Below are 11,897 nucleotides of genomic sequence, written 5' to 3' on the forward strand. Positions count from 1 at the left end.
CTTATAGATTATAACCCAGTCATAATGACAGGGAAACAAAAATACGCTCATTGAATAACAAATAATTGAGCATTCTTTATTTATACAGCAACTATTCATCAATAGAGCTGGCTTTATCTCGTTGAGGTAATCAGTATTTACCAAATTTCGTAAGCAATATTTGGAACAGCCTCAAAAGATATTGCCATCAAATTGTGGATATATTTACTTTGCGCTGTCGATATTTTGGATGCGTTTTTCCAAAGCGGCTACGGCGGGCAACTCTTTGCCTTCCAAGAATTCGAGGAACGCGCCGCCGCCGGTGGAGATGTAGCCGATTTGGTCGGTAACGCCGAATTTGGCAATCGCCGCCAGCGTGTCGCCGCCGCCCGCAATCGAGAACGCTTTGCTTTGGGCGATGGCTTCGGCAAGGGCTTTCGTGCCGCCTGCGAACTGGTCAAACTCGAACACGCCGACCGGGCCGTTCCAAACGATGGTGCCTGCGGCTTTGAGCAGTTCGGCAAGTGCGGCGGCGGATTTCGGGCCGATGTCCAAAATCATATCGTCTTCGGCAACGTCGGCAATGTCTTTCACGACCGCTTCGGCATCGGCGGCAAAGGCTTTGGCAACGACGACATCGGTCGGCAGCGGTACGGAGCCGCCTTTGGCTGCCATTTTCGCCATGATTTTTTTGGATTCTTCCACCAAATCATGTTCCGCCAGCGATTTGCCGATGGCTTTGCCTTCCGCCAAGAGGAAGGTGTTGGCAATGCCGCCGCCGACGATGAGTTGGTCGACTTTGTCCGCCAGCGATTCGAGGATGGTCAGCTTGGTGGACACTTTGCTGCCGGCGACAATTGCCACCATCGGGCGCGCGGGCTGCTTCAGGGCTTTGCCCAAAGCGTCGAGTTCGCCCGCCATCAATACGCCGGCGCAGGCAACGGGCGCGGCTTGGGCAACGGCTTCGGTCGAGGCTTGGGCGCGGTGGGCGGTGCCGAACGCGTCGTTGACGAACATGTCGCACAAGGCGGCATAGGCTTTGCCCAGTTCCAAATCGTTTTTCTTCTCGCCTTTGTTGATGCGCACGTTTTGCAGCATGACGACATCGCCCGCGTTCAGGGCGGGTTTGTTTTCACGCCAGTCGTTCAATACTTTCACGTCTTTGCCCAACAAGCCGCCCAAGTGCACGGCAACGGGCGCGACATCGTCTTCGGGGTGGAACTCGCCTTCGGTCGGACGGCCCAAGTGGGTCATCACGATAACGGACGCGCCGTTGTCCAAGCAGTATTTGATGGACGCGAGCGAGGCGCGGATACGGGTGTCGTCGCTGATTTTGCCGTCTTTGAACGGCACGTTCATATCGGCGCGGATGAGGACGGTTTTGCCCTGCACGTTTTGTTCGGTCAGTTTCAGAAATGCCATGATGTATCCTTTGTGAAAGTTGGAAATGGTATGAAGGCGTTGATTATCCGCCGACGTTTGGAAGCCGTAAAGGCCGTCTGAAAAGCTATAATCCCGTTTTTCAGACGGCCTGAAACAGGAAAAACCCATGCAAACCCGCATCATCCCGCTGGCGGCTTGCCCTCGGCACATCGGACAACTGGCTCTTGCTTTGCACGCCGAATGGCGCGACTTTGCGCCGTGGAGCGAAATGGAGAAAATCCGCGCCTATTATGCCCGCTGCTTGGACGGCGGCGGGTTGCCGCTGGCCTGGCTGGCGGTGGACGGCGAAAACCGCCTGCTCGGTTCGGCGGCTTTGAAGCGGCACGACATTGCCGAATTGCCGCAATACGAATATTGGCTGGGCGACGTGTTCGTGCTGCCCGAAGCGCGCGGGTGCGGCATTGGGGCGCGTTTAATCGAACACGCGCTGCAACAGGCGCGGGAAATGGCCTTGCCCGAACTTTACCTCTACACGCCCGACGTGCAGGCCGTGTACGCCAAATACGGTTGGCGCGAAATCGAAACGCGTCGGCACAACGGGGAAATTGTGTCGGTGATGCGGTTGTGTTTGGGCGGTAGGGAAGGGGAGGCCGTCTGAAAGTCAGGTTTCAAAGCCTTACCCGTCCGTTGAAATGGTTTTCAGACGGCCTTTATTTGCATTCGGCGCGTACTTTTTGTACGGCCGCATCCAGTTTTTTACTGTCAACGCCGCCGAGTATGGCCTCTTTCTTGCCGCACTTCACCGCTTCTACAGTGGTAAACGGTAAGGCTCCGACACTGTTGCCCAGATTTTTCATGAAACTGCGGTTGTCTTTGCCCGCGTAGTGCCAGATCGGATAGGAAACGGGCGTGGTTTTCAGGAAGGGCGGCAGGTTTTCTTTACGATCGATGGCAATGCCGATCAAATCGATGCTGCCTTTTTTCTGTTTTTTATACCAGGCCGACATTTCTGGCATTTCCTTCACACAGGGTTTGCAGTACGAACCCCAGAAATTGATGATGCGGACGGGGGCTTTCAGATTGTTCAAGTCCTGCGGTTTGCCGTCGGGGAAGGAAACCAGGTCGGAAGCAGCGGCGGGCAGTACGGTCAGTGCAAGCAGCAGGGCGGTCAGTTTGGCATTCATGGCGGATACTCCGTGGTTTGGGTCTAAACGCCGCCATTATAAGCCTTTCCCGGCAGATGGGTTTGAGTGCGGGCAAATTTTGCCGACAACCCCGCGCGGGCTTACAATACGCCTTATTCCCAACCTTCACGGAAAATGATGATGACCGCCGTTACCCTTTATCACAATCCCCGCTGTTCCAAATCCCGCGCCGCCGCTGACTATCTGGCGCAGCAAAACGTAGAAACCCGTATTGTCCGCTACCTCGACACGCCGCCGGACATCGCCGTACTGCGCGAAATCTTCGGCAAGCTGGGTCTGGCTGACGTGCGCGGCATGATGCGGGTGAAAGACGATTTATACCGCGAATTGAAACTGGACGATCCGTCGTTGGACAATGAAGCCCTGCTCGCCGCGATTGCGGCCCATCCCGCCCTGTTGGAAAGACCAATTGCCGTCTTGGGCGACAAAGCCGCCATCGGCCGCCCGACGGAAAATATTGCGGCTTTGCTGGCGGGAGAATAGGCCGTCTGAAAAAACGGATTCAGGAAAGGAACAGGATTTGCATCGCCCGTTTTCGGCACACCGCTCGCTTTGGGCTTATTTGTGGCGCGGCATCAAAATCAGCATCGTCCTCATGATCATGCTGCCCGTATTTTGCGGCGTGCAGGTGTATCGTTCGGGGGCTGCCGCACTGCCGCAGGATTACAGTGGTGACGCGGCGGTGGTGCTGGGTGCGGCGGCGTGGGATTCGCGCCCCTCGCCCGTGTTCCGCGAACGCATCAACCACGCTATCGTGCTCTACCAAAGCGGCAAAGTGCGCAAACTGGCGTTTACCGGCGGCGCGATAAAGCCGGGCTTTATGAGCGAGGCGGAAGTGGGTATGCGTTACGCCGTGCGGCAGGGTGTGCCGGTACACGACATTCTGGTAGAAAAAACCTCGCGCACCACTTACGAAAACCTGTACAACATCCGCCCGCTGCTCAACGAACAAGGGTTGCAAAACAACGTGATTGTCAGCGACCCGCTGCATCTGGCGCGCGCCGGAGTGATGGCCGAAGACTTAGGGATGGAGGCCGAACTGTCGGCCACACCGACCACGCGCTACACCGACCGCGCCGACAAAATCAAATTCTGGCTGCGCGAAACCTTTTTACTGTCCGGCTACTACATCTGGCGTGTCGGGCACGGCCTGATGGCGTTTGCCGGACTGGGCGGTTAAAGTAAACCGCCTTGCCGCAGGCGGCCGAATTTGCTACCATCCGCCCCGCATTAAGAGTTGGGATTTCCATGCCAACCTGCTTTTACGGTTTTGACAGGTAAAGTAAGGTGGACGGCCGCGAAAAAAAGGCCGATGTGGCTTCGTTCGAACAGAACGGCGCAATCCGAATCCCGCTTGAATGCGGGTATTTTTTTGCCCGTTTCCCGGCCGTCTGAAACGGAAAAAGATTTTTCAGACGGCCTCACCAGACAAATAGGCCGCCTGAACACGGCCTGCCGAAGAAAGACAGTCATGAGCGAATACCTTTTCACATCCGAATCCGTTTCCGAAGGCCATCCCGATAAAGTGGCCGACCAAATTTCCGATGCCATCCTGGATGCCGTATTGGCGCAAGACCCCAAAGCGCGCGTCGCGGCGGAAACCCTGGTAAACACCGGTTTGTGCGTGTTGGCTGGCGAAATCACCACCACTGCCCATGTGGACTACATCAAAGTCGCACGCGAAACCATCAAACGCATCGGCTACAACTCGTCCGAGCTGGGCTTTGATGCCAACGGTTGCGCAATCGGCGTGTACTACGACCAGCAATCCCACGACATCGCCCAAGGCGTGAACGAAGGCGAAGGCATCGACCTGGACCAAGGCGCGGGCGACCAAGGTTTGATGTTCGGCTACGCCTGCGACGAAACCCCGACCCTGATGCCGTTTGCCATCTATTACAGCCACCGCCTGATGCAGCGTCAAAGCGAATTGCGCAAAGATGGCCGCCTGCCTTGGCTGCGTCCCGACGCAAAAGCGCAGCTGACCGTGGTTTACGACAGCGAAACCGGCAAAGTAAAACGCATCGACACCGTCGTCCTGTCCACCCAGCATGATCCGTCTATCGGTTACGAAGAGCTGAAAAACGCCGTGATCGAACACATCATCAAACCGGTTCTGCCGCCCGAAATGCTGACTGCCGAAACCAAATACCTGATCAACCCGACCGGCCGTTTCGTCATCGGCGGCCCGCAAGGCGACTGCGGTCTGACCGGCCGCAAAATCATCGTCGATACCTACGGCGGCGCAGCTCCGCACGGCGGCGGCGCGTTCTCCGGCAAAGACCCGTCCAAAGTGGACCGTTCCGCCGCCTACGCCTGCCGTTATGTCGCGAAAAACATCGTTGCCGCAGGTTTGGCAACCCAATGTCAGATTCAGGTTTCCTACGCCATCGGCGTTGCCGAACCGACTTCGATTTCCATCGATACTTTCGGCACAGGCAAAATCAGTGAAGACAAACTGATTGCCTTAGTTCGCGAACATTTCGACCTGCGCCCCAAAGGCATCGTCCAAATGCTCGACCTCTTGCGCCCGATTTACAGCAAATCCGCCGCATACGGCCATTTCGGCCGCGAAGAGCCCGAATTTACTTGGGAGCGCACCGACAAAGCGGCCGCATTGAAAGCGGCAGCGGGGCTGTAAACATCCTGATGCGGCAAAAGGCCGTCTGAAAACAGGCGGAGGCGTTTTCAGACGGCCTTTTGCCGCCGCGCCCCTTGCAATCCCACGGCCCGCCCCCATAATGGCGGCCTGTTTGATACGAAAGCCGCATATGCCCGAAGTTACCCTTTATTCCGGCCCTTACTGCCCGTATTGCAACATGGCCAAAGCCCTGTTGAAACAGCTGGGCGTTACCGAAATCCGCGAAATCCGCGCCGACAGCGAACCCGAAGCGTTTGAAGCCATGCGCCGCGCCACCAACACCCGTACCGTGCCGCAGATTTTCATCGGCGACACCCATGTCGGCGGCTTTACCGACTTGCGCGCCCTGCACAACGCGGGCAGGCTGACGGAGCTGCTGCAAAGGAAATGATTTACTTCTGCGGCCGGGCGCGATGCCTGCCGCAGTCCGACCCACCCGCCGTTTTCAGACGGCCTTTTAAACTAAGCGAGAGCAATTATGAGCGAACAACAAGCGCAACCCGTTTTCAGCATTGAAAAACTATATGTCAAAGACTTGTCATTGGAAGTGCCGCACGCACCGCAAATCTTCCTGGAACAGGGCGAGCCGAACGTTGAAATGCGCGTTGCGACCCAAAGCGAAAAACTGGAAGACAACTTTCACGATGTATCGGTAACCGTAACCGTAACCGCCAAGCTGAACGACGAGCGCGTGATGTTCCTGAACGAAGTTACCCAAAGCGGCATCTTCCGTTTGGAAAACATCCCCGAAGAAGACGAAAAACTGCTGCTGGCCGTCGCCTGCCCGAACATCCTGTTCCCGTATGCCCGCGAAGCCGTATCCAGCGAAATCACCCGCGCCGGCTTCCCGCCCGTATTGCTGGCCCCGATTAACTTCGAGTCTATGTATCAACAGCAGCAAGAGGAAGGCAACGCCTGATTCCCGCATACTGAAAGGCCGTCTGAAAACCTTTAAAACGGGTTTTCAGACGGCCTTTTCATTCAAAGCGATTTTTTACCAAGCAGCCCTTGCGGGGAAACGGTGAAAAACAACACGGTCAAGCCACGACATTTTGCGGCCGCCCGGCTGCAAAACGGTTGATGTTTTCCAGCAAAATGGCAAACAGCCGATGCCGTGCTTCCTCGCTGCCCCAGGCCATATGCGGCGTAACGATTAAATTGGGCAGGCGGGCTTTGAGCAGCGGGTTGCCGTTGCGCGGCGGCTCCTCGGTTAGAACGTCGAAACCCGCGCCGCCGATTCGGCCGTATTTCAGCGCGGCAACCAAAGCCTGCTCGTTCACCAGGCCGCCGCGCCCGCAGTTAATCAACACTGCGCCGGGCTTCATGCGCTGCAATTCCGTTTCGCCTATCATGTTTGCCGTTTGCGGCGTGAGCGGGCAGTGCAGCGAAACGGCGTCTGCCGTTTGGATGGCCTCGTCGAAGGAAACGTAGCCTTCGCGGACGTTTTCGGCATGTTTGTGTTCGCCGAACACCACGTTCATGCCGAAGGCGCGCGCATAGCCCGCCAGCGTTTTGCCGATATTGCCGCGCCCGAATATGGCGAGCGTCTTGCCGTACAAATCGCGCATCGGCGCGCCGAAATGGCAGAAAAACGGCGATTGCTCCCATATGCCGGCGGCGATGTCGCGCTGGTAGGCAGGCAGGTTACGCATCAGCGCAATCATCAGCATAAAGGCGTGTTCCGCCACCGATTCGTTGCCGTAGGCGCGGATGTTGCACACGGTAACGCCTGCGGCTTTGGCGGCGGCGGTGTCCACGTTGTCCACGCCCGTCGCCGCCAAGGCTATCAGCTTGAGCTGTGGGTTGGTGGCGATGTGCTCCGCCGTGATGACGACTTTGTTGGTAACGACAACGTCCGCCCCCGCGATTCGGGCGGCGGTTTCTTCCGGTCGCGTGGACGGATATTCCATCACTTCGGCGGGGAAGTTGAAGGCAAAGGGTTCGGACACCAGCGTGGCGCGGTCGAGCACGGCGATTTTCCAAGGGGTCATATGCTGTTTTCTGTTCTATGGGGCGGAAGATTATAGCACGGCGGCAAAAGGCCGTCTGAAAAGTTGCAACGGCATTGAAGCTGCATTTTCAGACGGCCTTTGCGGGTATTTTGCCGCAGGCGGATATTCAAGAGACGCAAATCACAAGGCCGGCAATCAGCACCAGCTGGACACCCAGCTTCATCAGCGCGGTACGGCTGACAAAATAGATAAACCAAGTGCCGGTCAGAATCAACAGTACAATAATCAGCCACGGCCGCCATTTGTTGAGGTGGACGGCTTCGGTGAAGCAGGTGTGAATATGGAGTACGACAATAGCGACGATGGTTGCGATGATCAATATAGGGTGGATGAAGTCCATCATTTGATTTCCGTTTGATGAGGCCGTCTGAAAACCCTGGTTTCAGGTTTTCAGACGGCCTTTTGCTTATTCAATCAACAATCAGTCTTTCAACTTCGCCAACTGATTTTGCACTTTCGCCATTTTGTCTTCCAACTCCGCCAAATCGGCTTTGTCTTTTTCCACCAGATGCGCGGGGGCTTTTTCGGTGTAGCCGGGTTTGGAGAGTTTGGCGCTGAGTTTGTCCAAGGCTTTTTGCAGCTTCTCGGCTTCTTTGCTCAAGCGGGCGGTTTCGGCGGCTTTGTCAATTTCGACTTTCAGCATCAGGCGCGCACCGTTGCAGACGGCGACGGGGGCGTCTTCGCTTTCGGGCAGGGCGGCGACTTGCTGTGCTTCGGTCAGGCGAGTCATCATCGGCAGGTATTTGAGGTAGTCCGCCAAGTCGTCCGCGCTTTCGACAAACAGCGGGGCTTTCACGTTGGGCTGAATGCCCATTTCGCCGCGCAGGTTGCGGACGGCGCCAATCAAATCCTGCAACACGGCCATTTGCTCGAAGGTCGTCTGAACGATTTGTTCGCGGTCGGCTTCGGGGAAACGGGCGAGCATGATGCTGTCGGCGGTTTTGGCGTCGCACATGGGGGCGACGGTTTGCCACAATTCTTCGGTGATGAACGGGATAATCGGGTGCAGCAGGCGCAGGGCGGCTTCGAGTACGCGCAATAAGGTATGGCGTGTGGCGCGTTGGCGGCTGGCGCAGCCAGTTTGGAGCTGCACTTTGGCGAGTTCCAGATACCAGTCGCAATAGTCGTTCCATACGAAGCTGTACAGGGTTTCCGCAGCCAAATCAAAGCGGTAGGTTTCGTAGGCTTGCGTAACCTGCTCGATGGTCTGATTCAGACGGCCTATGATCCACATATCGGGGGAGGAGTAGCCGCGCGGTTCGGTGGCGGTTGCGCCGTAGCCGCAGTCTTGGTTTTCGGTGTTCATCAAGACGAAGTTGGTGGCGTTCCAGATTTTGTTGCAGAAGTTGCGGTAGCCTTCGGCGCGTTTGAAGTCGAAGTTGACCGAACGACCCAAGCTGGCGTAGCTCGCCATGGTGAAGCGCAATGCGTCCGCGCCCATGCTGGGGATGCCTTCGGGGAAGAGTTTTTTCGTGGCTTCTTCCACTTTCGGCGCGGTTTCGGGTTTGCGCAGGCCTGTCGTGCGTTTTACCAGCAGCTTGTCCAAGTCGATGCCGTCAATCAAATCGACGGGGTCGATGACGTTGCCTTCGGATTTGGACATTTTTTTGCCTTCGTGGTCGCGCACGATGCCGTGGATGTACACATCTTTAAACGGTACTTTGCCGGTGAAGTGGGTGGTCATCATAATCATGCGCGCCACCCAGAAGAAGATGATTTCGTAGCCGGTGACCAAGACGTTGGACGGCAGGAAGGCTTTGAGTTCGTCGGTTTCAGACGGCCAGCCGAGTGTGGAGAACGGTACGAGCGCGGAGGAGAACCATGTGTCCAATACGTCTTCTTCGCGGGTCAAGCCTGTTTTGCCGGCTTGTTTTTCGGCTTCCGCCTGATTGCGGGCGACGTAAACATTGCCTGCTTCGTCGTACCACGCGGGGATTTGATGGCCCCACCACAGTTGGCGCGAGATGCACCAGTCTTGGATGTTGTTCATCCATTGGTTGTAGGTATTGACCCAGTTTTCGGGGATGAAGCGTACCGCGCCGCTGTCGACGGCTTTTTTGGCTTTTTCGGCGAGGCTTAAGCCTTTGAATTCGCTGTCAGGCTCGCCGCCGTTCGGTGTCGCGGACATGGCGACAAACCATTGGCTGGTCAGCATCGGCTCAATCACTGAGCCGGTACGGTCGCCTTTCGGCGTCATCAGCGTGTGCGCTTTGATTTCGACCAACAAGCCTTGTTCCTGCAAATCGGCAACCATTTGTTTGCGCGCGGCAAAGCGGTCTAAGCCTGCGTATTTTTCAGGCAGGGCAAAGCCTTGCTGCGCTTCGCCTTTGAAGTTGAACACTTCGGCGTTTGCCAGCACTTTGGCTTCCAAATCGAACACGTTAACCAAGCGCGTGTCATGGCGTTTGCCGACTTCGTAGTCGTTGAAGTCGTGCGCAGGCGTGATTTTCACGCAGCCTGTGCCGAAGTCTTTTTCAACGTATTCGTCGGCAATCACGGGAATGGTGCGACCGGTCAGCGGCAGGATTAATTCCTTGCCAATCAAATGGGTATAACGTTCGTCTTCAGGATTGACGGCAACGGCAACGTCGCCCAGCAGCGTTTCAGGGCGGGTGGTCGCCACGATAACGGCTTCGGCAGGATTGTCCGCCAGCGGATAGCGGATGTGCCACATAGAGCCTTGTTCTTCCACGCTTTCCACTTCCAAATCCGATACCGCCGTGCCGAGCACGGGATCCCAGTTCACCAAGCGTTTGCCGCGGTAAATCAAGCCTTGCTCATACAGGCGCACGAACACCTCGGTCACGGTTTCGGCGCGCACGTCGTCCATCGTAAAATACTCGCGCGTCCAGTCTGCGGAACAGCCCACACGGCGCATCTGCTGCGTAATCGTGCCGCCGGAAACTTCTTTCCATTCCCACACTTTTTCCAAGAATTTTTCGCGGCCCAAGTCATGACGGGACACGTTTTGCGCGGCAAGCTGACGCTCGACCACGATTTGCGTGGCGATACCAGCATGGTCGGTGCCGGGAATCCAGGCGGTGTTGCAGCCTTTCATGCGGTAGTAGCGGGTCAGGCCGTCCATAATGGTTTGGTTGAAGGCATGACCCATGTGCAGCGTACCGGTTACGTTGGGCGGCGGCAGTTGGATGGAAAAAGACGGTTTGGTCAAATCCATATCGGGCTGGAAATAACCTTGGGTTTCCCAGTTTTGATAGTGTTTGGATTCGATTTCGGCGGGATTGTATTTGTCGAGCATCGGAGGCTACCTGAAAAATTGGTTGATTAAAGATAAAAGACAGAGATTATAACGGAATTTTTAGGGGGAGGCCGCTTCCCCGTATTTGACAAATACTGCGCAAACGACCTATAGTTTTCCGCTGATTTTTCCACCTCAAACAGGAATTCATTCATGAAGAAACTGATTTTTATCATTTTATCTGCGCTTTCCCTTTCCGCCCATGCCGAGTTTGTGCCCGAAGGCAACTCTGCGCCGTCGCGCCAACAAGTCAATACCGTGCACGAAGCCAAAACCGAATTCGGCGATAATGCGCATATCGTTTTGGAAGGTTTCATCACCGGTTCGGCAGGAACTATCAATCCCGAAGAATATTTCTTCAAAGACGATACCGATACCATCAAAATCGAAATCAATCCCGATGTGTGGCGCGGTCAGAAAGTTACTCCGCAAACCAAAGTCCGCATTGCCGGAGAGGTGGACATCAACCGCTTCAACAATTCGCGTGAGATCGAAGTACGCCGTTTGGATATTGTGAAGTAAGCAGGTAAGGTTTTAAAAAGACAAAGAAAAAGCAGGCTTCCCGTTCCGAAGTTTCGGAGGTGCGGCCTGCTTTTTTGGTTTTACCATGTGCGGACTTCGGTTATCATCTTTACACATCATTTCAGGCTGCACGAATAAGGTTCAATCGAAACGAAAGCAAATACCATGAAATATCCAATCCTCCTCGCCCTACTTATGGCCGCCACCGCTGCACAGGCTGCTTCATCACAAGAATATGTGTTCAAAGACCAGCCCTTTGAAAGCGGCAGCCTTTCCACGGACGGCAAAGATTTTTCCATCAACACGGTCGGTTACAGTGGCAATCTGTGTGATCTCGGAGGCCGTTTGAAAAATAATATTTACCGCGATGATGGCTGTGAAATACATTTTGCTTTCAGCGGTAACAAAGTCCGCGTAACCACGCCGGAAACCGCACAGGAAGCCTGCTCGAAATATTGCGGCTTCAACGCCCATTTTGCCGACGACTATTACCGGCTCCCCGCTGCCTGTACGGAAACTGCGGCAAAAAACAGCGAACAGCGTTTTCAGACGGCCTACCGTGCTAAAAAATACGCACAAGCCGCACAAATCAAGCAACAGTATCTGAACGCCTGCAACAGCTTCATGTTTATCACCGAACAGATGCGCGCCCGCAACGACTTGGCGGTCGCATACAAAAACAGCGGCAACAAAACCGCCTGCCGCGCCGCGCTTCAACCCCTGCGCCGCCATTGGAGCGACAAGGCGGAAAATCACTCTTATCTTTACCGCGACGATTTCATGAAGGAACTTGCCGCCGCCAAATTCAACTGGAATGCGTGCCGTTAAAGGGTTGAGACCGTGACGAAGGAAGTCGGTTCACCAGAGGCAGATCGCAGCCTGCCTGCTGCAAAAAG

The 11,897-nt window shown here is 55.5% G+C and carries 13 protein-coding genes; 8 read left to right on the plus strand and 5 right to left on the minus strand.

All coding sequences use genetic code 11. The features are described 5' to 3' along the window. Positions 1 to 204 precede the first annotated feature (204 nt). Entirely contained in the window at positions 205 to 1,401 is a 1,197-nt protein-coding gene (locus BM261_RS02905) for a phosphoglycerate kinase (protein WP_074894950.1), read from the minus strand. A 127-nt stretch (positions 1,402 to 1,528) separates the two neighbouring features. On the opposite strand from BM261_RS02905, the gene BM261_RS02910 reads away from it, so the two are divergent. Then, on the plus strand, positions 1,529 to 2,020 hold the full coding sequence (locus tag BM261_RS02910) for a GNAT family N-acetyltransferase (RefSeq protein ID WP_074894952.1): 492 nt from the start codon (positions 1,529 to 1,531) through the stop codon (positions 2,018 to 2,020). A 52-nt stretch (positions 2,021 to 2,072) separates the two neighbouring features. Here BM261_RS02910 and BM261_RS02915 read toward each other — a convergent pair whose 3' ends face one another. Further along, on the minus strand, positions 2,073 to 2,546 hold the full coding sequence (locus tag BM261_RS02915; RefSeq protein ID WP_003769515.1) for a TlpA disulfide reductase family protein: 474 nt from the start codon (positions 2,544 to 2,546) through the stop codon (positions 2,073 to 2,075). A 141-nt stretch (positions 2,547 to 2,687) separates the two neighbouring features. On the opposite strand from BM261_RS02915, the gene arsC reads away from it, so the two are divergent. The 5 genes from arsC to secB all read left to right on the plus strand — a co-directional run bounded on the left by arsC (position 2,688) and on the right by secB (position 6,127). After that, positions 2,688 to 3,050 carry an arsenate reductase (glutaredoxin) gene (gene arsC, locus BM261_RS02920; RefSeq protein ID WP_172459041.1) on the plus strand — a complete coding sequence of 121 codons (363 nt, stop codon included), beginning with the start codon at positions 2,688 to 2,690 and terminating at the stop codon, positions 3,048 to 3,050. Between the two features lie 112 nt (positions 3,051 to 3,162). Then, positions 3,163 to 3,747, plus strand: a complete 585-nt coding sequence (locus tag BM261_RS02925; RefSeq protein ID WP_240317934.1) for a YdcF family protein — start codon at positions 3,163 to 3,165, stop codon at positions 3,745 to 3,747. A gap of 291 nt (positions 3,748 to 4,038) precedes the next feature. Beyond that, positions 4,039 to 5,208 (plus strand): methionine adenosyltransferase, encoded by a 1,170-nt coding sequence (gene metK, locus BM261_RS02930; RefSeq protein WP_074895220.1) that lies wholly within the window; start codon positions 4,039 to 4,041, stop codon positions 5,206 to 5,208. Positions 5,209 to 5,338: 130 nt separating this feature from the next. Further along, entirely contained in the window at positions 5,339 to 5,599 is a 261-nt protein-coding gene (gene grxC / locus BM261_RS02935) for a glutaredoxin 3 (RefSeq protein ID WP_074894959.1), read from the plus strand. An 87-nt stretch (positions 5,600 to 5,686) separates the two neighbouring features. Further along, the gene (gene secB / locus BM261_RS02940) at positions 5,687 to 6,127 is read left to right on the plus strand and encodes a protein-export chaperone SecB (protein WP_049248645.1); all 441 of its coding nucleotides are present in this window, start codon (positions 5,687 to 5,689) and stop codon (positions 6,125 to 6,127) included. 118 nt (positions 6,128 to 6,245) lie between these two features. Here the strand turns inward: secB and BM261_RS02945 are convergent, their stop codons facing one another. The 3 genes from BM261_RS02945 to BM261_RS02955 all read right to left on the minus strand — a co-directional run bounded on the left by BM261_RS02945 (position 6,246) and on the right by BM261_RS02955 (position 10,479). Continuing rightward, the gene (locus tag BM261_RS02945) at positions 6,246 to 7,199 is read right to left on the minus strand and encodes a D-2-hydroxyacid dehydrogenase (RefSeq protein WP_074894961.1); all 954 of its coding nucleotides are present in this window, start codon (positions 7,197 to 7,199) and stop codon (positions 6,246 to 6,248) included. 127 nt (positions 7,200 to 7,326) lie between these two features. Then, positions 7,327 to 7,563 (minus strand): enterochelin ABC transporter, encoded by a 237-nt coding sequence (locus BM261_RS02950; RefSeq protein ID WP_074894963.1) that lies wholly within the window; start codon positions 7,561 to 7,563, stop codon positions 7,327 to 7,329. A gap of 78 nt (positions 7,564 to 7,641) precedes the next feature. Further along, positions 7,642 to 10,479 (minus strand): valine--tRNA ligase, encoded by a 2,838-nt coding sequence (locus tag BM261_RS02955; protein WP_074894966.1) that lies wholly within the window; start codon positions 10,477 to 10,479, stop codon positions 7,642 to 7,644. Positions 10,480 to 10,632: 153 nt separating this feature from the next. Between BM261_RS02955 and BM261_RS02960 the strand changes: the two genes are divergently transcribed. Together BM261_RS02960 and BM261_RS02965 are read left to right on the plus strand one after the other, a co-directional pair. Then, the gene (locus BM261_RS02960; RefSeq protein WP_049248649.1) at positions 10,633 to 11,001 is read left to right on the plus strand and encodes a YgiW/YdeI family stress tolerance OB fold protein; all 369 of its coding nucleotides are present in this window, start codon (positions 10,633 to 10,635) and stop codon (positions 10,999 to 11,001) included. Between the two features lie 165 nt (positions 11,002 to 11,166). Further along, positions 11,167 to 11,829 carry a hypothetical protein gene (locus BM261_RS02965; RefSeq protein WP_074894969.1) on the plus strand — a complete coding sequence of 221 codons (663 nt, stop codon included), beginning with the start codon at positions 11,167 to 11,169 and terminating at the stop codon, positions 11,827 to 11,829. Positions 11,830 to 11,897 lie beyond the last annotated feature (68 nt).

Source organism: Neisseria elongata subsp. elongata (assembly GCF_900113545.1).
Taxonomy (GTDB): Bacteria; Pseudomonadota; Gammaproteobacteria; order Burkholderiales; family Neisseriaceae; genus Neisseria; species Neisseria elongata.